Consider the following 19,766-nt stretch of genomic DNA (forward strand, 5'->3'; position numbering starts at 1 on the left):
TCAGGAACGCGGTCCCAGCTGCCTCTGGTGCTCCAGAACCCGCCGCAACTCCACCGGAAGCGGGTGATACGGACCGTACGCGCGCTCCGCGTCGAACAGGAGCCGCTGGAGCCGGTCCTGCCCCTCCCCGTGCTCACCCGTCGCCACGAGCAGCAGCCCGATCCGCTGCCGGATGTCGAACGCCCGGGCCTGGTCCCCCTCGTGCTCGAAGTACGGCAGCACGGCACGGAACTCCGCCAGCGCCTCCGCCGTCTCCCCCAGCTGCTCCAGACACAACGCCGCGTCATAACGGAATTGAAGAACCTGCGGATCCGCGGGGCCGGCCTCCGCCTCGCGGTCCGCCGCCAGCCGCCGCAGCTCCGGCAGCGCACGCCCGTACCGGCCGTCGTCCATCAGCGTCGACGCGTACTGCTTGCGCAGGATGCGGACGACCGGCGACCGCTCCCCGTGCTCGGCCTCGGCCGTGGGCAGGATGCCCCCGAGGATGTCCACGGCCTGGGTGAGCGAGCCCTCACCCAGCAGCCGCTTCACCTCGTCGACGGCGGCGGCCACATCGGCGGTACGCGGCGGGTGGGGCGGGCGCGTCACGGCCGCCACCGGCGCGTACGTCCTCGGGTCCGCCGGAGCGGACACCCCGGCCGGTACCACCGGTGCCACCGGCGTCGCCGGGGCCGAGGTCCGGGCCGCCGCCGCCTGCCCCGGCGCCCGGTCCGGCCACGGCGCGTGCGGGCGGAGGAACGGCCGGGTCGGGTCCATCGGCCCCACCGGCGCCCCCCGCGCGGGCAGCAGCGGCGCCAGGTGCTCGTACACCTCGTGCGCGCCGGACGGCCGTTCCCTCGGGTCCTTGGCGAGCAGTCGCAGGACCAGCGCTTCGAGGGTCTCCGGGACCTCGGGCCGCAGCCGGCGGAGCGGCAGGGGCGGCTCGTACAGATGGCGGTGGAGGACGCCGAGCGCGGTGGATCCGGCGAACGGCACGTTCCCGCTGAGGAGTTCGTGGAGGAGCACGCCGAGCGCGTACAGGTCGGTGGCCGGGCCCACGGCGCCGCCCATGGCCTGCTCGGGCGCCATGTAGGCCGGGCTGCCGATGGGGGAACCGGTGTGCGTGAGGCGGGTGGTGTCGGAGTCGAGGACGGAGGCGACGCCGAGGTCGAGGACGACGACCGCGCCGTCGTGGCGGACCACCACGTTCCGCGGCTTGAGGTCCCGGTGCACGATCGGCACCGCGTGCACGGCGGCCAGCACCCCGCACAGCTGGGCGGCGACGCATACCGCCCACTCCCAGGGGTACGGGTCGTGCTCGGCCAGGTGGTCGGCGAGGTCCGCGCCCTCCACGTACTGCATGACGAGGTACAGGTCCTCGCCCTCGCTGCCCGCGTCGTGCACGGTGACCAGACCGGGATGGCCGACCTGCGCGGTCACCCGGCACTCCCGCACGAAGCGGCGCCGCAGCTCGTCGGCGGCGGTCTCCGGGCCCGACAGGGTGGCCGGGCGGAGCAGCTTCACCGCGACCCGGCGGTCGAGCCGACCGTCGTACGCCGTCCAGACCTGCCCCATGCCGCCCTGCCCGATGACGGTGGCCAGCTCGTAACGGCCGCCGATGACACGGCCGTTCACTTCTCCCCCTCCTTCCCCTTGCGGAGGAGATCGCTCAGCTCGTCGAGTTCGGCCCGGACCTGGTCGATGCGGGGCGGGTACGGGGGCAGGGGCGCCTGGTTCGCGGGGAGCGGCGGGGCGCAGGTGTACGGGTTCGGGGCGCCGGCCTGGTCCGGTCGCGTGACGACGGTGGGCGGGGTGCCCGGGGCGCCCTGGGTGTAGACGTGCCCCATCGGGAGGTACGGCGGCGGGGGCGGTGCCATGACCACGATCGGCGCGCGCTGGTGGTGGCGGATGTCGACGACCAGGAAGTAGAAGGTCACGATCGCCATCTGGACGAGCAGGACCACCATGCCCGCGGTGTTCATCCAGGTGTCCGCGAACCGCTCCTCCAGCGGCACCACACAGCCGATGTTCAGGACCAGTTGGGCCCAGAAGAGCGCCCAGTCCCGCCCCGAGCGCCGCATGATCGCGATCCGGAGCATGGCGACCCAGGCGAGGAAGCCCAGGGACAGCAGGACCAGGACCGTGATCAGCACCCGGACCGTGATCGTGGCCGCCGAAGGGCCGCCCGCACGCGCGGGCGTGGGTGCCCCCGTGGGCGTGGGTGCGGGTGTGGGCACCTGACCGTACATGCGAACGCTCCCCCAGAACGGATGATCACCCGATGATCCGGCTATGAGGGTATGCCGGTCTTCACTCCGGCTCCACACTTCCGTCGGCGAGACCGTCGTACAGCCCCTGCACCAGCTGCTCGCCGAGCCGCGAGGCCAGCCGCAGCGCCTCCTCGAACTCGGCAAGCGACTTGAAGTGGGCGCCGTGGCGGCGCTGGTCCGCGAGGGGCAGCCGGGGCAGCTGGAGACGGCGCACGTCGAGCCGGGTCGCGGTCGAGGCGAAGCTGCTCGCCTGCCGGTTGTTGGCGGTACCCCGCAGGAATCCGGCGAGGAACCAGGGGTCGAGGGCGGCCGGGGCGGGGCGCAGCAGCTGGAGGTTCCGGCCGAGGGCGGCACCCGCCGTGGCGGCGTCCACCACCCGGGCGACGGAGCCGCCGCCGAGGACGGGGACGACGACGTCGCCCTCGACGACGAGGACCGGTTCCTCGGCGGGGGCGCCGGCGGGCAGGGTGCCGGAGGGCGCGCCGCCGGACAGCACGTCGTGCTCGGTGAGCACCGGGACGACGGTGTCCCCGGCCGGTGCGGTGCCCGAGCCGCCGGTGCGGAGCTGGAGGGCGCCGGTACGGGCGAGTTCGCCGACGGTCGTGAGGGGGCGGGGTCCGGGGCGTGCGGGGACCGGGGTCGGGGCGAGGCCCTGGGTGCGGCGCAGGGATTCGTCCAGGCGGTCCCGTACGGCGGCGAGTTCGGGCGCCGTGCCGCCGGCGGCGGGGGCCGTGAGGTAGCGGGCGGGCGCGAGGTCGACCTCGTCGTCGAGGAGTTCGACGACGGGGACGGCGCGGGCCACGGACTCGTCGCCGCCGCGTCCCGCCCAGGCGTCGAGAACGGCGTTGCGCAGGGCGGTCCAGGGGAGCTTGTCGCGGCCGGCGTCGGGGACGAGCCCGGCCGTGTCCACGAACAGGGTCTCCGCCGGGGGCCGCTGGTCGGCGGCCGGCCTGACGAGGACCCAGAGGTGGAGCGGGATGCCGTACGGGGGCGCGGCCCCGGCGGGCAGGGCCACGACCGCGCGGAGCGCGCCGCGGCGCAGCAGGTCGGCGCGGATGCGGCGGCCGGAGCGGCGGGAGGCGACGGCGGGCGGCATGAGGAGGACGGCGGTGCCGCCGTCGCGGAGCCGCGCGAGGGCGTGCTGCACCCAGGCCAGTTCGGATTCCGTACGGGCCGGGAAGCCGTACTCCCAGCGGGGGTCGTAGGCGAGTTCGTCGTGGCCCCAGGCCCGCTCGTTGAACGGGGGGTGGCAGAGGACCGCGTCGGCGGCCAGGCCCGGGAAGGCGTCGGCGCGGAGGGTGTCGGCGGCGGCGGCCCGGATGTCGGCGTCGCCGTGGAGGGCGAGCCGGAGGGCGGAGAGCGCGGCCAGGTCGGGGTCGGCGTCCTGGGCGTAGAGCGCGGTGGGGTGCGGGACGGCGCGCAGCAGGCCGCCGGTGCCGGAGGCGGGGTCGAGGACGGTGGCGGGGGGCCGTCCCTCGGGCGCGGCGGCGACGGCGAGGGCCGCCATCAGCTCGGCGAGCGGGGGCGGGGTCAGCGTGTACTGGCGCGGGTTGGCGTCCAGGTGGCGGCCGAGCAGGAACTCGAAGGCCTGGCGGGCGCCGCCCAGCTCGACGGCCAGCTCGACGGCGGCGCGGAGCAGGGGGACGGCGGGGACGGTCTCGGCCGGGGTGGGGGTGCGCACGGCTCTCGGTGCGCCGAAGCGGACGGTGAGCACCTCTTCGAAGACGCTGGGCAGCAGCTCGGCGAGCCGGGCGTCGGGCAGGGCGGCCAGCTCGGTCCACGCGCCGGGGCGCGCGCGGAGGAGGAGCAGGACGCAGCCGGTCTGTACGAGGCCGGCGACGGTGCCGGAGGGGTGGCCGGCGAGCTGCTGCCAGACGCGCTCGCGGAGCGGGACTTCGGCGAGTTTCCCCTGGTCGCGGAGCCACTGCTCGATGTCGGTGAGGGAGAAGGACGGGCTGGTCTCGGTGCCGCCGACGGGCTTGGGGAAGTCGGCGTGGCGGCGGCGCCAGTTGCTGACGGCGGCCCTGCCGACGCCCGCGAGCCGGGCGATGCCGGCGGCGGTGACCTCTGTCGTGCTCTCTTCGGGCACCTGTCCGTCTCCCCTCGTACGTGTGTGAACACAGCGAGCATAGCGCTCACACCCGTTCACGGCGTGAGCGAATCTGTTTCCCGTGAACCCTGTTGACTCGGTTCACAGGTTCTGCTGTGATTACTCCATCGGAACACGAAGTCCCCACAGCGCCACGGAAGGTGCCACAGCCATGTCTCAGCAGCAGCAGCGCAACTGGTTCGCCCGCCACAAGGTCCTCACCGCCGCCGGTGCGGTCGTCGCGGTCGTCGCGATCGGCGCGGCGATGGGAGGGGGCGGCGACGGCGGCTCCCCCAAGGCAGGCGACCGGCAGGAGCAGCCCGCGAAGCAGGGCGGCGACAAGAAGGCCCCCGAGTCCAAGGCCCCGGCCGAGAAGAAGGTCGTCACGATCGACGGCGACGGCGACTTCGAGGTGGGCGCGGACGCGAAGCCCGGCCTCTACCGCTCCACGGGCAACAAGGACGCCGGGTGCTACTGGGAGCGCGCCAAGAACGCCTCCGGGGACACGGACTCGATCCTGGCCAACGACAACGTGACGGGCACCGGCTACGTCGAGATCAAGGCCACGGACAAGCTCTTCAAGTCCTCCGGCTGCGGGAAGTGGGAGGCCGTCGACGCCAAGGCGACCGGCACCCCCAAGAGCACGCTCAAGGGCGACGGGGGCATGTTCAAGGTGGGCGTCGACATCGCCCCCGGCACGTACAGGTCGACGGGGAACAAGGACGCGGAGTGCTACTGGGAGCGGTCGAAGGACGCGAGCCACAGCACGGACGCGATCCTCGCCAACGACAACGTGACGGGCACGGCCATCGTGAAGGTCACCGCCTCGGACGGCTTCTTCAAGACCTCGGGCTGCGGCGACTGGACGAAGACGGCCTGAGCCGACGGCACGACCCGGCCCAGAACGGCCCGGGCGCGGAAACGGCCGGAGGCCGCCGCCCCGAAGGGCAGCGGCCTCGGCGGCGGGCGCCCGGCTTCCGGTTCCGCTACGGAACCAGGCTGTGGCGGACCCAGACGTTGGGCTCGACGTAGACCGCGTAGCCGCGGGTGGCCTCGCAGTGGACGGGGACGAGGGCGCCCTCGACCTCGACCGGGCCGTCCGTGTCGAAGGGGAGGCCGGTCCACTTCCGCCACTGCTCGACGGAGCCCGCGACCGTCATCGACGCCGGCGCCACCGCCTCGACCGCACCGCCCGCGCGCACATGGACGCGGAGCCACGCGTCGTGCGGCAGGCCGTCGGACTCGCGGGTACGGAAGGCGTACTCGTGGATGGAGGCCTCGGCCTCCAGGTGCTTGCCGTTGGGGCGGACCGGGGCGACCAGCTCGGAGAAACCGCGCGCGGCGACGTTCTCGCGCATCGCGGCCAGCATCCGGTGCGAGATGCCCTGGCCGAGGGCGCTCGTGTCGACGGTGATCTCGATGGCGCTGACCGTGTCGGCCTCCCGGCCGTGCTTCAGGTCCGAGAACGCCCAGAGCAGGACCTCGTCCCAGCCACGGGCCGGCAGCTCGCGGCGGCCGTCCACGTCCAGCCGGAAGGGCACGCTGAAACCGCGCGCGACGACCTTGCCCTCGCCGTCGGTGGCGACGAGGACGTACTCCGGCAGCTGCCGGACGATCTGCCCGATGTTCGCCCAGCCCACCGGGTCGTACATCATGAACTCGGGCCAGAGGTCGCGCATCCCCCACATCGGCCCCTCCAGTTCGGGGCGCTCGGCAAGGGTCGTGATGTTCAGTTCCATGCGGTCAGACTAAAGATCATCTTTCGGGTGCTCAAACGTTTTTTCCGATACGCCGGAGCCTTACGGGAGCTTCTGCTGCGGGCAGCCTTCGAGGACCCGCTTCATCGCGTCCCGCTCCCCGTCCGTCACCCACACGCCGTACTTCTTCTTCACCGCGACCTGCCGGGCCACATAGGTGCAGCGGTACGCCTTGTTCGGCGGCAGCCAGGTCGCCGCGTCCCCGTCGGACTTGCGGCGGTTCGTGGCCGAGTCCACCGCGAGCAGGTTGAGCGGGTCGTTGGCGAAGCGGCGCCGGGTCTCCCCGTCCCACTTCTGCGCACCCTTCTGCCAGGCGTCGGAGAGCGCCACGACATGGTCGATGTCGACCTTGCTGCGCCCCCGGACGTAGGTGACGGTGGTTCCGGTGTACGGGTCGTCGGTGAGGGTCCCGGAGGCGACCTTGCAGTGGCCGTCCGTGAACCGGACGCCGGTCAGATCGCGCTTGAGGATGTCGTCGCGGGTGCCGCAGCCGTTGCCGTCGACGTCCACCCAGGCGCGGCCGAACTTGGCCCGCTCGTAACCCGTCTTCGGGGCGCGGCCCTTGACGGTGAGGGTGTCCACGGCGGCGAGGGCGGTACCGCGCGCGGCGGGTTTCCCGGCGGAGCCGCCACCGGAATCCGGGGTGTCAGCTCCGGGTGAGCAGGCGGTGGTTATGAGGGCGGCGACGGCAAGTGTCGAGGCGGCCAGGGTCCTTCGGTACGTCAGCACCCTGGAATCCTAGGCCGGACGACAACGCGCCCTTCGTACCGTTGGTCCCGAAACGGACGGGTCCAAGGCCCCGCCGGGGCAGACACGAGGGGCGACGGGCCCTGCCGTTCGACACGGAGCCCGCGGACGCGAAGCCCGCCGGCGGGGAAGCCCCCGGCCCGGGGACGCGGCCTCACGGCCTGGGGACGCGGCCTCACGGCCTGGGCGTCACCGACCGGAGGCCCCGCCTCACGGCCGCCTCACGACCGGCTCACGACCACCTCACGACCGCCTCACGACCTGAGCGTCCCCGTGCCGGGGCCCCGCCTCACGACCCCAGGATCGTCGTCAGGAACTCCCCGGTCCACCCGAGCAGTTCACGCCCCACCACCGGCTTCCCGCCGATCTTGCCCGCCGTCGGACGCGGCACCAGGATCTGGTGGACCGCCGGCTTGATGACCGTGCGCGGGTAGAGCCGCTTGAGGCGCAGCTCCTGCGACTCCCTCAGCTCCACCGGGGCGAAGCGGATGTTGGGTCCCTGGAGGACGATCTCGCCGACGCCGCAGGCGCGCGCCAGCATCCGCAGGCCCGCCACGAGCAGCAGGTTCTCGACGGGCTCGGGCAGCTTGCCGTAGCGGTCGGTGAGCTCCTCGCGCACCGCCCTGATGTCCTCCTCCGAGTTCGCGGAGGCGATCGAACGGTAGGCCTGGAGCCGCAGCCGCTCGCCCGGCGCGTAGTCGTGCGGCATGTGGGCGTCGACCGGCAGCTCGATCTTCACCTCAAGGGGCGCCTCCTCCTCCGCGCCGCCCTCCATCTGCGCCCGGTAGTCCGCGACCGCCTCGCCGACCATCCGTACGTACAGGTCGAAGCCGACGCCCGCGATGTGACCGGACTGCTCGCCGCCGAGCAGGTTGCCCGCGCCGCGGATCTCCAGGTCCTTCATGGCGACGTACATGCCGGCGCCCATCTCGGTGTGCTGGGCGATCGTCGCGAGCCGCTCGTGCGCGGTCTCCGTCAGCGGCTTCTCCGGCGGGTACAGGAAGTACGCGTAACCCCGCTCGCGGCCACGGCCGACACGACCGCGCAGCTGGTGGAGCTGCGAGAGGCCGAAGTTGTCGCCGCGCTCGACGATCAGCGTGTTGGCGTTGGAGATGTCGATGCCGGACTCGACGATCGTCGTCGAGACGAGCACGTCGAACTTCTTCTCCCAGAAGTCGACGACGACCTGTTCGAGGGCGCTCTCGCCCATCTGGCCGTGCGCCGTCGCGATCCGCGCCTCGGGGACGATCTCGCGGAGCCGCGCCGCCGCCCGGTCGATCGAGTCGACCCGGTTGTGGATGTAGAAGACCTGGCCCTCGCGCAGGAGTTCACGCCGGATCGCGGCGCCGATCTGCTTCTCCTCGTACGGTCCGACGAAGGTGAGGACCGGGTGCCGCTCCTCCGGCGGGGTGGTGATCGTCGACATCTCGCGGATGCCGGTGACGGCCATTTCGAGCGTACGGGGGATGGGGGTGGCCGACATCGTCAGCACGTCGACGTTGGCGCGGAGCTTCTTCAGCTGCTCCTTGTGCTCGACGCCGAACCGCTGCTCCTCGTCGACGACGACCAGGCCCAGGTCCTTGAACTTCGTCTCCGAGGAGAACAGCCGGTGGGTGCCGATGACGATGTCGACGGAGCCCTCCCGCAGACCCTCCAGGGTCGCCTTCGACTCGGTGTCCGTCTGGAAGCGGGACAGCGCCCGCACCTTCACAGGGAACTGCGAGTACCGCTCGCTGAACGTGCCGAAGTGCTGCTGCACCAGCAGCGTCGTGGGCACGAGGACCGCGACCTGCTTGCCGTCCTGGACCGCCTTGAAGGCCGCGCGTACGGCGATCTCCGTCTTGCCGTAACCGACGTCGCCGCAGATCAGACGGTCCATGGGGACCGTCTTCTCCATGTCCTCCTTGACCTCCGCGATCGTCGAGAGCTGGTCGGGCGTCTCCGCGTACGGGAAGGCGTCCTCCAGCTCCCGCTGCCACGGGGTGTCCTGGCCGAAGGCATGGCCGGGGGCCGCCATCCGCGCCGAGTACAGCTTGATCAGGTCCGCCGCGATCTCCTTGACGGCCTTCTTCGCGCGCGCCTTCGTCTTCGTCCAGTCGGCGCCGCCGAGCCGGTGCAGGGTCGGGGCCTCGCCGCCCACGTACTTGGTGACCTGCTCCAGCTGGTCGGTCGGGATGTACAGCCGGTCGCCGGGCTGGCCGCGCTTCGCGGGGGCGTACTCGACGAGGAGGTACTCGCGGGTCGCGCCCTGCACGGTCCGCTGGACCATCTCCACGTACCGGCCGACGCCGTGCTGCTCGTGCACGATGTAGTCGCCGACCTCCAGGGTCAGCGGGTCGATCGTCTTGCGGCGCTTGGCCGGCATCCGCTGGCCGTCCTTGCCGGCCGCCTTCTGGCCGGACAGGTCGGTCTCGGTGAGCACGGCCAGCTTGAGCGCCGGGTCGACGAAGCCGTAGTCGATGGAGCCGGTCGACACGTGCACCAGGGACGGCGAGATCTCCGCGAGGTCCGCGTCGAGGCGGGCGGCGATGCCCTCGCCGCCGAGGACCTCGGCCGTACGGGAGGCGGGGCCGTGCGCCTCCGTCACATAGACCGTGCGCCAGCCGTCGGCCAGCCAGCCCTTGGTGTCGGCGAGCGCGCGGGCGGTGTCGCCGCGATAGGACTCGGGGGCGCGCATGCCGAGGGTCACGGTGTCCCCCGACACGGTCTCGTCCGCGGCGAAGGGCGACACCGACCACCAGGCGATGTCCAGCTCGCGGGCCCGGTCCCGGACGTCCGCGATGCCCCACAGGGAGGCCGCGCCGACGTCGATCGGCGCCTCGCCGCCGCCCGCCGTGGCCGCCCAGGAGGCCTGCAGGAACTCCTGGCTCGTGGCGACGAGGTCGGCCGCGCGGGTCCTGACCCGCTCGGGGTCGCAGACCACCGCCATCGCGCCCTTGGGCAGCACGTCGAGCAGCAGTTCCATGTCGTCGACGAGGACCGGCGCGAGGGATTCCATGCCCTCGACGGCGATGCCCTCGGCGATCTTGTTGAGGAGTTCGCCCAGCTCCGGGTGGGCCTCGGCGAGCGCCGCCGCCCGCTGCCGTACGTCCGGCGTCAGCAGCAGCTCACGGCAGGGCGGGGCCCACAGGCCGTGCTCGGCGACTTCCAGGGACCGCTGGTCGGCGACCTTGAAGTAGCGGATCTCCTCGACGTCGTCGCCCCAGAACTCGATCCGGAGCGGGTGCTCCTCGGTCGGCGGGAAGACGTCCAGGATGCCGCCGCGCACGGCGAACTCGCCGCGCTTCTCGACCAGCTCCACGCGCGCGTACGCGGCGGCGGCGAGGCCTTCGACGATCTCGTTCAGGTCGGCGCTCTGCCCGCTCCTGAGGGCCACCGGCTCCAGATCGCCCAGGCCCTTGACCTGTGGCTGGAGTACGGAGCGGATGGGCGCCACGACCACGCTGACGGGGCCGGCGGCCGGGTCGTCGTCGCGGGGGTGGGCGAGGCGGCGCAGTACGGCGAGACGGCGGCCGACGGTGTCGGAGCGGGGCGAGAGCCGCTCGTGCGGGAGCGTCTCCCAGGAGGGGTACTCGACGACCCGGTCCGGGTCGAGCAGGGACCGCAGGGCGGCGGCCAGGTCCTCGGCCTCCCGCCCGGTCGCGGTCACCGCGAGCACCGGCCGCCCCGAGTCCCGGGCGAGCGCGGCGACGGCGAAGGGCCGTGCCGCCGCGGGCCCGACCAGATCGACGTGCGGGCGGTTCCCGTCGGCGGCGGCCTTGACCGCCTCGGCGAGGGCCGCGTCCTTGACGACGACATCGAGCAGACCGTGCAGGCTCATGGAGCTTCCATCCCGGGTTCGGACGACGGGGGCGGGCAACGCGAACAGCCCGACACGTCGAACGGGCCGGGTGGTCCCGGGCGCGCACGGCCCGGTCGCCCCCACCCTACGACGTACGCCCGCCACCCGCCCGAAGGAAAGGGGCCGCCCGGGAGGGTGACGGAACGGGCCGCAGGTCGGCTTGTCGCACTACGCTTTAGTCCAGTACTCGGTCCACCCGGCACACTCAGCACACACTCAGCTGTGAGCCCTCCCCACTGTGAGAGGCCGCTATGGCAGCAGCCCGGCAGTACAGCGCCGACGAGGCGCAGATCCACTTCTCCAAGATCCTGGAAGCGGTCGCCACCGGCGAGGAGGTGATCATCAGCAAGTCCGGCGAACCGGTCGCGAAGGTGATCCCGCTGGCCGGCAGGCCCCGCCGGGGCGATTTCGGCGCGCTCAAGGGCCGTATCCCCGCATCCGACGACTTCGACGATCTCCCCGAGGCCTTCGACGAGGCCTTCGGGGACGACGAGTGACTTTCCGGAGCAGCACGACGGCCCCGGTGGACCTGGCAGGGTCCACCGGGGCCGCGCTCCCCCGTTCCGTCCCGCGACCGTCACCCGCTCACGATCGCGTTCGGGACGACTACTCGCTGGCGATCGCGTTCAGTACGTTCATCCGGCCCGCCCGGAACGCCGGGACCAGGGCGGCGAAGAGGCCCACGAAGGCCGAGCCGATGAAGACCGTCAGGATCGTCGGCCAGGGGATCTCCAGGACGCCGAGGCCCTCCAGCGCCAGGAGCTTCTGGGCGGACGTGCCCCAGCCCATGCCCAGGCCGAGGCCGAGCAGCGCGCCGAAGAGGGCGATGACCACCGACTCCAGGCGGATCATGCGGCGCAGCTGGCGGCGGGAGAGGCCGATGGCCCGCATGAGGCCGATCTCGCGGGTCCGCTCGACCACCGAGAGCGCCAGGGTGTTCACGACGCCGAGCACCGCGACGACGATCGCCAGGGCGAGGAGCCCGTACACGATGTTGAGCAGCTGGCCGACCTGGTCCTGGAGTTCCTTCTTGTAGTCGGCCTGGTTGCTGACCTTGTACTGCGGGTACGGCGCGAGCGCGTCCTTGAGCGCCTGGTAGGCCTGGGTCTCCTGGCCGTCCTTCGCGCCGGCGAGGATCAGCAGGCTCTGCGGCATCCGCTCGGCGGGGAGGTTCTCGGCGAGGGTGGAGACGTTGATGTACATCGCCCCCTTGTCGACCTGCCCGGTGTCCGCGGTGATCGCCGCGACCTTCAGCTTCGCCTTCTCGCCGCCCTTGAAGGCGAGGGTCAGCACGTCGCCGACCTTCACCCCGTGCTGGGTGGCGTAGTCGCTGCCGACGGACATCGCGCCCTTGCCGTACGCGTCGGCGAGGGTGCCGGCCGTGGTCTCGCGGCGCAGGTCCTTCATGTACGACGGTTCGGTGGCGGCCAGATCGGCGGTCGTGGTCCTCCCGCGCGGGTCGGTGACGGTGGCGTCGACCCACCGGTACTCGGTGACGTGGTCCAGGCCCGGCGCCTTCTCCATCGCGGCGGCGGCCTGCGGCACGATCGGCTGCCCCGTACCGGACTGCACGATGAAGTCGGCGCCGACGGACCGGTCCAGTTCGTCCGTGGCCGAGGCGACCATCGAGGAACCGACCACCGACAGACCGGCGACGAGCGCGAGGCCGATCATCAGGGCGGCGGCGGTGGCGCCGGTGCGGCGCGGGTTGCGCAGCGCGTTCCGCTCGGCCATCCGGCCGACCGGGCCGAAGATCCGCAGGACGACGACGCCCAGGGCGCGGACGACGGCGCCCGCGAGGAGCGGGCCGACGACGACGAAGCCGAGGAGGGTGAGGACGACGCCGAGGCCGAGCCAGAGGGAGCCGGGACCGGCCTCGTCGGCGCGGGCCGCGGCCAACAGCGCCGCCGCTCCGGCGGCCGTCATGGCCAGGCCGATGCCGCCCCGCACCCGGCCCGCCCTGCCGTCGGCGGGGGTGCCCGCGTCGCGGAGGGCGGCCATCGGGGAGACCTTCCCGGCGCGGCGGGCCGGGATGTACGCGGCGAGGACGGTGACGACGATGCCGAGGGCGAGGCCGACGGCCGGGGTCGTCCACTTGACGGTGAGGTCGCGGGTGGAGAGTTCCATGCCGACCGCGGACATGAGCTTCATGAGGCCGACGGCGAGGCCGACGCCCGCGGCGACGCCGGCGACCGAGCCGAAGAGGCCGAGGAGCAGCGCCTCGACGAGGACGGAACGGTTCACCTGCTTGCGGCTGGAGCCGATCGCCCGCATGAGGCCGATCTCGCGGGTGCGCTGGGCGACCAGCATGGAGAAGGTGTTGACGATGAGGAAGATGCCGACGAGGAAGGCGACGAAGGCGAAGCCGAGCATCGCGTACTTCATGACGTCGAGGAAGCCGGCGACGTCCTCGCGGCCCGCGTCGGCGGCCTCGGCGGCGGTCTGGAGCTTGTAGCCGCCGCCGATCGCGGCGGCGATGTCCCGCTTGAGGACGTCGTCGCTGACACCGGGCTTCGCGTCGGCCGCGATCTGGGTGAACAGGCCTTCCTTGCCGAGGAGTTCGCGCTGCGCGGTGGCGGTGTCGAAGTAGACGACGGTAGCGCCCGGGTTGGTGACCTTGAACTCGACGATGCCGGAGATCTTCGCGGTGAAGTCACCGGTGACGGAGATCGTGCGCAGCGTGTCGCCGAGTTTGAGGCCGTGCTTCTCGGCGGTGGCGCCGTCGACGACGACCTCGGTGGGGCCGCGCGGCTCGTGGCCGGAGGCAATCTCCACCGAACGCAGCTCGTTGGGGCTCCAGTTGACGGCGAGGGTCGGGGCGCCGCCGGTGGGCCCGACGTTCTTGTTCTTCGCGTCGACGACGGTGACGCCGGTCGAGACGACCGCGCCCTGCACGGACTGGACGCCGTCGACCTTCCTGACCTGCTCGACGAGCGAGGCGGGGAAGGACTCGGGGCGGCCGGTCCGCGGGGTGTCGCCGTCGGAGGAGGCCTTGGGGCTGACGGTGACGTCGGACGCCGTCGACGCGAAGAGCTTGTCGAACGTCGTGTTCATCGTGTCGGTGAAGACCAGGGTCCCACTGACGAAGGCGACGGAGAGGAGGACGGCGACGGCGGACAGCGCCATCCTGCCCTTGTGCGCGAAGAAGTTGCGCAGCGAGGTCTTCATGACGCTCATGAGGTCCGCCCGCGCGCGTCGAAGTCCTTCATGCGGTCGAGGACGGCGTCGGCGGTGGGCCGCAGCATCTCGTCCACGATCCGGCCGTCGGCGAGGTAGAGGACCCGGTCCGCGTAGGAGGCGGCGACCGGGTCGTGGGTGACCATGACGATCGTCTGGCCCAGCTCGTCCACGGACGTACGGAGGAAGCCGAGGACCTCGGCGCCGGCCCGGGAGTCGAGGTTTCCGGTCGGCTCGTCACCGAAGATGATCTCGGGCCGGGCGGCGAGCGCGCGGGCCACGGCGACGCGCTGCTGCTGGCCACCGGAGAGCTCGTTCGGCCGGTGCTTGAGCCGCTCGGAGAGGCCGACGGTGTCGACGACCCGGCGCAGCCACTCGGCGTCCGGCTTCCGCCCGGCGATGTCCATCGGGAGCGTGATGTTCTCGATCGCGCTCAGGGTCGGCAGCAGATTGAACGCCTGGAAGATGAAGCCGATCCGGTCCCGGCGCAGCTGCGTCAGCTTCTTGTCCTTGAGGCCGGTGATCTCGGTCTCGTCGAGGAAGATCTGCCCGCTGGTGACGGTGTCGAGGCCGGCGAGGCAGTGCATCAGGGTCGACTTGCCGGAGCCGGAGGGCCCCATGATCGCGGTGAACCGGCCGCGGGCGATGTCGACGTCGACGGAGTCCAGGGCGACGACCCGGGTCTCCCCGGAGCCGTACGCCTTGACGACCTGACGCGCCCGCGCCGCGACGGCCGTGCTCCCTTCGGTACCCCCGTGCCTGGGGATGGTCACAGCCGTGGTCACGATTTTCTCCTAGCGATGGCGCGAAGCGGCAGGTGGCTTTGTAAGTTCAAGTTAAGAAGCCGGTACGGCACTTCACCTCCTCCGCCGGGACGAACCACCCCTGGCCCGTATGGGGGAGATGCCCCTAGGGGTTCTCCCCCCGTGGTCCTGGTGGGACCCTGACCCCGCACATTTAGGTGTACGAAGAAAGGAATGCCGCGGTGACGGAGCCGTACGTGAAGGGGGTCGCGACAGCGGGCCCGACCACCCCAGCCGCCCGCCGCGGACCCGTAGTGGTCGCCCTGATGCTCGGCATGGGGCTCGCCGCCATCGACGGCACGATCGTCTCCACGGCCGTGCCCCAGATCGTCGGCGACCTCGGCGGACTCTCCGTCTTCTCCTGGCTGTTCTCCGGCTATCTGCTCGCCGTGACCGTCACCCTCCCCGTGTACGGGAAGCTCAGCGACACCTTCGGCCGCAAGCCGGTCCTCGTCACCGGCGTCGTCCTCTTCCTCATCGGCTCCCTGCTGTGCGCGGGCGCCTGGAACATGGCCTCGCTCATCGCCTTCCGCATCGTCCAGGGCTTCGGCGGCGGCGCGCTCCAGGGCACCATCCAGACGATCGCCGCCGACCTCTACCCGCTCAAGGAACGCCCCAAGATCCAGGCCAAGCTGTCCTCCGTATGGGCCGCTTCCTCGGTGGCCGGCCCCGCCGCCGGCGGACTCCTCGCGGGCTACGCCGACTGGCGCTGGATCTTCCTGATCAACCTGCCGGTGGGGCTCGTCGCCCTCTGGATGATCGTCCGGCACCTGCGCGAACCGGAGCGGCCGGCCCCCCGCGCCCCCGGCACACGCGTACGGATCGACTGGGCGGGAGCCCTCGCGATCTTCGCGACCGGGGCGCTGCTCCTCACCGCGCTCGTCCAGGGCGGCGTCGCCTGGCCCTGGCTGTCGGCGCCCTCCCTCGGCCTCCTGGCCGGGGCGGCCGTCCTCGGCGCGGTCACGGTCTTCGTCGAGCGGCGCGCCGCCGAACCGATCATCCCCGGCTGGGTCTGGCGCCGCCGCACGATATCCGCCGTCAACCTCGCCCTCGGCGCGCTCGGCCTGCTCATGGTCGCGCCGACGGTCTTCCTGCCGACGTACGCCCAGTCCGTCCTGGGCCTCGGCCCGATCGCCGCCGGGTTCGTCCTCTCGGTGATGACCCTGAGCTGGCCCATCAGCGCGGCGTTCTCGAACCGGGTCTACGGCCGGATCGGCTTCCGCCTCACCGCCGTCATCGGCATCTCGCTCGCCCTGCTCCTGCTGCTCGCCTTCCCGTTCCTGCCGTTCCCCGGGGAACCCTGGCAGCCGGCACTGATCATGCTGCTCCTGGGCGCGGCCCTGGGCCTCTTCCAACTGCCGCTGATCGTGGGCGTCCAGTCGACGGTCCCGTACGAGGAGAGGGGCACGACCACCGCGTCGGTCCTCTTCTGCCGACAGGTCGGCCAGAGCGTCGGCGCGGCCGTCTTCGGCGCCGTCGCCAACGGCGTCCTCGCCGCCCGCCTCGGCGGCGGCGACCTGGACACCCTGGCCCGCGCGCTCGACGACCCCGGCTCCCTGACGGCCGGGGCGATGGACGGCCTGCGGCACGCGGTCGACGCGGCGGTCGACCACGTCTTCGTGGGCGCGGCGGGCGCGGCGGCCCTCGCCCTCGTGGTCCTGCTGACCCTGGCACCCCGCCGCTTCCCGGTCCTCAAGGAGGCGGCGGGGGCCGACGACTGACCGCGCGGCGTGTACAGACGGCGGCTGTACTACTCCGCCGAGGCGAGCCCGACGAACCCGGCCCACGCGTCACGCGAGAGCCGGAGGGCCGGCCGGGCCACGTCCTTGGAGTCCCGGACGTGCACGGCTCCCGCGCCGGTCGCGACCTCGATGCACTGGCCGCCCTCAGTTCCGCTGTAGCTGCTCTTGAACCAGGCGAATGCGACCTCGACGCAGTCGCCGCCGTCACCGCCGCTGTAGCTGCTCTTGAACCAGGCGAGGGGCTCCGCGCTGTTCATAGCTCTCCCAACAATTTCTCGATCAACCTCAGTGACTCTCGCGGGCTGAGAGCCTGCGACCGGATGATCCCATAGCGGGCTGCGGCGAGAACCGTCTGCTTGGGATCGGTCTCCAGGGCACTGGTGCTCTGGGCTTCGGCGTAGACGAACCTCTTGCCGTCCTCGCGAGTGACGACCGTGAACGGCCCTTCCAAGCCCGCGTTCTCCTCGCAGTCGAGCGGCATGACCTGGATCTCGACATTCCTCTGCTGGCCGATGAGGAGGATCTGCTCCAGCTGTCCGCGCAGCACCTCCCTGCCACCGACCTTCCGCCGCAGCACGGATTCGCACATGACGAAGCTGAGGAAGGGCGCGGGGCGTCGGTCGAAGATGGCCTGTCGGGCCAGCCGGGCGGTCACGCGCTGCTCGATGGTCTCGGCGTCGAGCGGCGGACGCCTGTTGCTCAGCACCGCCCTCATGTACTCCTCGGTCTGCAACAGCCCCTTGACTGCCAGAGTGTCGTACGCCAGCAGCTCTATCGCCTGCTTCTCCAGCTGTGCCATTCCCCGGAAGAACGCCGGGTACTGCGCCCTCTCCAGCTGGTCCTTCCACACCGAGAGCAACCCGCCCGCGTCCAGCACCTCGTCCGACTGGTCGACCGCACGCGGCGGCGGGATTCTCCGGCCCTGCTCGAAGGAGGCGATGGTCGACGCCGAGTAGCCCAGCCGCTTGCCCAGCTCCTCCCGTTCCATCCCCGCCCGCACCCGCAACGTTTTCAGGCTCTGCCCGAACCCGGCCACCACACCTCTGCCGGACTTCTCCACTGCCTGGCCCACCTCGGCCTCAGGCCCTTCCTCCGCCACGCGCCCCGCCTCTCGTACCGGCACCGACACCCCACGTACAAGGCCATCGCGTCGGTGCGTCACCACTGGTCACGCTACGCCACCAAGAGGAGTGTGGGAGCCATGACGAGCAACAACCTCAGCCCCACCGACACCACCCAACTCTCCGGTGTCTCGCCTTACTTGGAGAGCGGGCTTTTCAGCATGCGGTTCACCTCGACGCCCCGGGGCGCCCGGCTGGCCCGGCGGCTCGTCGCCGTACGGCTGGACGAGTGGGGTGTCCCGTACGGGACCGGGGCGCACGAGACCGTCGTGCTCGTCGCCGCCGAGCTGGCGACGAACGCGGTGCGGCACGGGCACGTCCCGGGGCGGGACTTCCGCATCTCGCTGCGCGTCACGGAGGGGACCGCGCCGGTCGCGCGGATCGAGGTGAGCGACACCCGCGCGGAGCGCGTACCGCCCCGGCCCGGAACGCTCCCCGGCCCCGGTCCGGAACTGACGGACGGGGGCCGGGGGTTGCTGCTCGTCGACGCGCTCGCCGACCGCTGGGGCTGGTGCCCGAGGGCCGGGGCGCCGGGAAAGACGGTGTGGGCGGAGTGCGCCCTCACCCGGAAGGCGGCTAGAACACGGCGTCGTAGTCGGTCCAGCTCGTGACGTCGGTCTTCACCCCGGGCTCGAACGGGGCCTTCCAGTTCCCCGTACCGGCGTAGAAGGTGACGCCACGGGCGCCGGGCACCCCGGTCACGGCGGCCATGAGGTCGGCGTGACCGTCACCGTTGGCGTCGCCGACGAGGTTCAGGAAGCCTCCCCAGCCGCGGAGGCTGGCCGACGGACGCGTTCCGGCCCGCAGCGGCCTCCGTCACGCGCCCGGACGCCTCGGGAGCGTCAGGCAGAACGGGTGCCCCGCCGGGTCCAGGACGACCCGCCACCCGTCCGGACGGGGCTGGACGTCGGGCACGGTCGCGCCCCACTCCACGAGCCGGGCCACCGCCTCGTCCAGGTCGTCGACGTCGAAGTCGAGGTGCAGCTGCTGCGGCACGTCCTGGCCCGGCCAGGTCGGGGGCCGGTAGCCGTCGACGCGCTGGAAACCGAGGAACAGCCCCTCCGCTCCACGAAGCCCCGCGAACTCGTCGTCGGAGCGCTCGGCGAGCGGGAGCCCGGTGGCCCTGCTGTAGAAGTCGGCGAGGGCCATGGGGTCGGCGCAGTCGAGGGTGGCCGCCACCAGCTTCATGATCATGACCGGGAGCCTACCGCTGGGGACATCCACACCCCGGGGCCAAGTCCCGCTACTCCTCGGGCTGTTCCGGCTGCTCCGGCCCCGCCACCCGGCCCGTCAGCGCCGCCAGCGAGCTGCGGATGTGCTCCATGTGCGCGTGGATCTCCTCGCGCCCCTCCTCGTGCTCCCGCAGCACCCGTTCCGTCTCGCGCTCGACCCGCTCCGCCTTCATCCGCGCCTCCGCGAGCACCTCCTCCGCCCGCGCCTCCGCGTCCTCCTGGCCGTGCCGGGCCTGCTCCTCGGTCTCCGCGAGCGCCCGCCGAGCCTCCGCGAGCCGCGCCTCCGCGCCCCCGAACAGCTCCTCGTGCCGCGCCTCCAGGTCGGCCGCCGCGCCCTCCTCCGTACGCTCGGCCTCGTCCCGTACCGTCTTCTGCTCGGCGCCCTGCTTCGCGAGGAGTTCCGCCGCGCGCCGCTCGGTCTCCTCGAAGACCTCCCGCGCCCCGGTCCGCCGCTCCTCCGCCTCGCGGCCCGCCTCCGTCGTCAGCTCCTCGGCCCGCCCCCGCGCCGCCTCCAGGCGCGCGCGGGCCGCCGCGTCCGCCGCCGCCCGGACGCCCTCCGCGTACGCCCGCGCCGACTCCGCCGCCTCCCGGCCCGCCGTGTCGGCCGCCTCCGCGAGGGACTGCGCCTCGGCCTCGGCGGCCCGTACCAGCGCCTCGTCCTCCTGCTCGGCCAGCTCCAGGATCTTCCGGGCCCGGTCGCCCAGCTCCTCGTACCGCTGCGGCGCGAGCGCCGCGACGGCCTCGCGCAGCCGGGCGGCCTCGGCCTCCATCTCCTTGGCGAGGACGGTGAGCCGCGCGGCCCGCTCCCAGGCGCCGTCACGGTCCTCGGAGAGCGCGGCGAGATGGCGGTCGACCTGCTCGGGCCGGTACCCGCGCCCCCGTCCGACAGCGAAACTCATCCCTGACGCCCCTTCCCTGTGTCCCGAACGTCCAGGATGCTTCATCAGAACGGACAAAAGGCGCCCAACGTGCATACACGTCGAGCGCCTTTCATCACATTCTGTCCAG

General features: G+C 72.4%; 17 protein-coding genes. 4 read left to right on the plus strand and 13 right to left on the minus strand.

All coding sequences use genetic code 11. The features are described 5' to 3' along the window. The 3 genes from V4Y03_RS13035 to V4Y03_RS13045 form a co-directional block, all read right to left on the minus strand. A complete protein-coding gene (locus tag V4Y03_RS13035) occupies positions 1-1,614 on the minus strand; it encodes a serine/threonine-protein kinase (RefSeq protein WP_332435023.1) in 1,614 nt (537 codons plus the stop codon). Further along, positions 1,611-2,228, minus strand: coding sequence for a hypothetical protein (locus V4Y03_RS13040; RefSeq protein WP_332435024.1), 618 nt, complete (start codon positions 2,226-2,228; stop codon positions 1,611-1,613). The genes V4Y03_RS13035 and V4Y03_RS13040 overlap by 4 nt, the downstream gene beginning before the upstream one ends. 61 nt (positions 2,229-2,289) lie before the next feature. After that, positions 2,290-4,338, minus strand: a complete 2,049-nt coding sequence (locus tag V4Y03_RS13045; protein WP_332435025.1) for an N-6 DNA methylase — start codon at positions 4,336-4,338, stop codon at positions 2,290-2,292. A gap of 172 nt (positions 4,339-4,510) precedes the next feature. Here V4Y03_RS13045 and V4Y03_RS13050 point away from each other — a divergent pair, with 172 nt between their 5' ends. Continuing rightward, positions 4,511-5,218, plus strand: coding sequence for a hypothetical protein (locus tag V4Y03_RS13050; RefSeq protein ID WP_317877296.1), 708 nt, complete (start codon positions 4,511-4,513; stop codon positions 5,216-5,218). A 106-nt stretch (positions 5,219-5,324) separates the two neighbouring features. On the opposite strand, the gene V4Y03_RS13055 is transcribed toward V4Y03_RS13050, so the two are convergent. From V4Y03_RS13055 to mfd, 3 genes are all read right to left on the minus strand, one after another. Beyond that, positions 5,325-6,077, minus strand: coding sequence for an N-acetyltransferase (locus V4Y03_RS13055; RefSeq protein WP_332435026.1), 753 nt, complete (start codon positions 6,075-6,077; stop codon positions 5,325-5,327). Positions 6,078-6,137: 60 nt separating this feature from the next. After that, on the minus strand, positions 6,138-6,824 hold the full coding sequence (locus tag V4Y03_RS13060) for an HNH endonuclease family protein (RefSeq protein ID WP_332435027.1): 687 nt from the start codon (positions 6,822-6,824) through the stop codon (positions 6,138-6,140). Positions 6,825-7,131: 307 nt separating this feature from the next. After that, the gene (gene mfd / locus V4Y03_RS13065) at positions 7,132-10,662 is read right to left on the minus strand and encodes a transcription-repair coupling factor (protein ID WP_332435028.1); all 3,531 of its coding nucleotides are present in this window, start codon (positions 10,660-10,662) and stop codon (positions 7,132-7,134) included. A 272-nt stretch (positions 10,663-10,934) separates the two neighbouring features. Between mfd and V4Y03_RS13070 the strand changes: the two genes are divergently transcribed. Continuing rightward, positions 10,935-11,180 carry a type II toxin-antitoxin system Phd/YefM family antitoxin gene (locus V4Y03_RS13070; protein ID WP_317877292.1) on the plus strand — a complete coding sequence of 82 codons (246 nt, stop codon included), beginning with the start codon at positions 10,935-10,937 and terminating at the stop codon, positions 11,178-11,180. A 109-nt stretch (positions 11,181-11,289) separates the two neighbouring features. Here V4Y03_RS13070 and V4Y03_RS13075 read toward each other — a convergent pair whose 3' ends face one another. Continuing rightward, complete coding sequence (locus V4Y03_RS13075) at positions 11,290-13,860, minus strand: ABC transporter permease (RefSeq protein ID WP_332435029.1); 2,571 nt, start codon at positions 13,858-13,860, stop codon at positions 11,290-11,292. Further along, a complete protein-coding gene (locus V4Y03_RS13080; protein ID WP_317877491.1) occupies positions 13,857-14,645 on the minus strand; it encodes an ABC transporter ATP-binding protein in 789 nt (262 codons plus the stop codon). Before V4Y03_RS13080 ends, V4Y03_RS13075 begins: the two co-directional genes overlap by 4 nt. Before the next feature lie 284 nt (positions 14,646-14,929). On the opposite strand from V4Y03_RS13080, the gene V4Y03_RS13085 reads away from it, so the two are divergent. Further along, complete coding sequence (locus V4Y03_RS13085) at positions 14,930-16,384, plus strand: MFS transporter (protein WP_443079870.1); 1,455 nt, start codon at positions 14,930-14,932, stop codon at positions 16,382-16,384. Positions 16,385-16,413: 29 nt separating this feature from the next. Here V4Y03_RS13085 and V4Y03_RS13090 read toward each other — a convergent pair whose 3' ends face one another. Both V4Y03_RS13090 and V4Y03_RS13095 read right to left on the minus strand, forming a co-directional pair. Further along, positions 16,414-16,662, minus strand: coding sequence for a DUF397 domain-containing protein (locus V4Y03_RS13090; RefSeq protein ID WP_332435032.1), 249 nt, complete (start codon positions 16,660-16,662; stop codon positions 16,414-16,416). Further along, positions 16,659-17,504, minus strand: coding sequence for a helix-turn-helix domain-containing protein (locus V4Y03_RS13095; protein WP_332435033.1), 846 nt, complete (start codon positions 17,502-17,504; stop codon positions 16,659-16,661). Before V4Y03_RS13095 ends, V4Y03_RS13090 begins: the two co-directional genes overlap by 4 nt. Before the next feature lie 102 nt (positions 17,505-17,606). Here V4Y03_RS13095 and V4Y03_RS13100 point away from each other — a divergent pair, with 102 nt between their 5' ends. Then, positions 17,607-18,137: an ATP-binding protein gene (locus V4Y03_RS13100; RefSeq protein WP_332435034.1), complete on the plus strand. Its 531-nt coding sequence runs from the start codon at positions 17,607-17,609 to the stop codon at positions 18,135-18,137. Here V4Y03_RS13100 and V4Y03_RS13105 read toward each other — a convergent pair. The 3 genes from V4Y03_RS13105 to V4Y03_RS13115 form a co-directional block, all read right to left on the minus strand. After that, complete coding sequence (locus tag V4Y03_RS13105; protein ID WP_332435035.1) at positions 18,103-18,237, minus strand: hypothetical protein; 135 nt, start codon at positions 18,235-18,237, stop codon at positions 18,103-18,105. The two genes, V4Y03_RS13100 and V4Y03_RS13105, sit on opposite strands and share 35 nt — an antisense overlap. A 105-nt stretch (positions 18,238-18,342) precedes the next feature. Further along, on the minus strand, positions 18,343-18,720 hold the full coding sequence (locus V4Y03_RS13110) for a VOC family protein (RefSeq protein ID WP_332435036.1): 378 nt from the start codon (positions 18,718-18,720) through the stop codon (positions 18,343-18,345). Positions 18,721-18,769: 49 nt separating this feature from the next. Then, positions 18,770-19,657 (minus strand): cellulose-binding protein, encoded by an 888-nt coding sequence (locus V4Y03_RS13115; protein ID WP_332435037.1) that lies wholly within the window; start codon positions 19,655-19,657, stop codon positions 18,770-18,772. Between the last annotated feature and the right edge of the window lie 109 nt (positions 19,658-19,766).

The sequence above is a fragment of the Streptomyces sp. P9-A4 genome, from assembly GCF_036634195.1.
Classification (GTDB): domain Bacteria; phylum Actinomycetota; class Actinomycetes; order Streptomycetales; family Streptomycetaceae; genus Streptomyces.

Coding starts and splice junctions, on each gene's coding strand:
- V4Y03_RS13040 (WP_332435024.1), bottom strand. CDS start 2,228: ATGTACGGTCAGGTGCCCACACCCGCACCCACGCCCACGGGGGCACCC.
- V4Y03_RS13050 (WP_317877296.1), top strand. CDS start 4,511: ATGTCTCAGCAGCAGCAGCGCAACTGGTTCGCCCGCCACAAGGTCCTC.
- V4Y03_RS13055 (WP_332435026.1), bottom strand. CDS start 6,077: ATGGAACTGAACATCACGACCCTTGCCGAGCGCCCCGAACTGGAGGGG.
- mfd (WP_332435028.1), bottom strand. CDS start 10,662: ATGAGCCTGCACGGTCTGCTCGATGTCGTCGTCAAGGACGCGGCCCTC.
- V4Y03_RS13070 (WP_317877292.1), top strand. CDS start 10,935: ATGGCAGCAGCCCGGCAGTACAGCGCCGACGAGGCGCAGATCCACTTC.
- V4Y03_RS13075 (WP_332435029.1), bottom strand. CDS start 13,860: ATGAGCGTCATGAAGACCTCGCTGCGCAACTTCTTCGCGCACAAGGGC.
- V4Y03_RS13085 (WP_443079870.1), top strand. CDS start 14,930: ATGCTCGGCATGGGGCTCGCCGCCATCGACGGCACGATCGTCTCCACG.
- V4Y03_RS13090 (WP_332435032.1), bottom strand. CDS start 16,662: ATGAACAGCGCGGAGCCCCTCGCCTGGTTCAAGAGCAGCTACAGCGGC.
- V4Y03_RS13100 (WP_332435034.1), top strand. CDS start 17,607: ATGACGAGCAACAACCTCAGCCCCACCGACACCACCCAACTCTCCGGT.
- V4Y03_RS13105 (WP_332435035.1), bottom strand. CDS start 18,237: ATGGCCGCCGTGACCGGGGTGCCCGGCGCCCGTGGCGTCACCTTCTAC.
- V4Y03_RS13110 (WP_332435036.1), bottom strand. CDS start 18,720: ATGATCATGAAGCTGGTGGCGGCCACCCTCGACTGCGCCGACCCCATG.
- V4Y03_RS13115 (WP_332435037.1), bottom strand. CDS start 19,657: ATGAGTTTCGCTGTCGGACGGGGGCGCGGGTACCGGCCCGAGCAGGTC.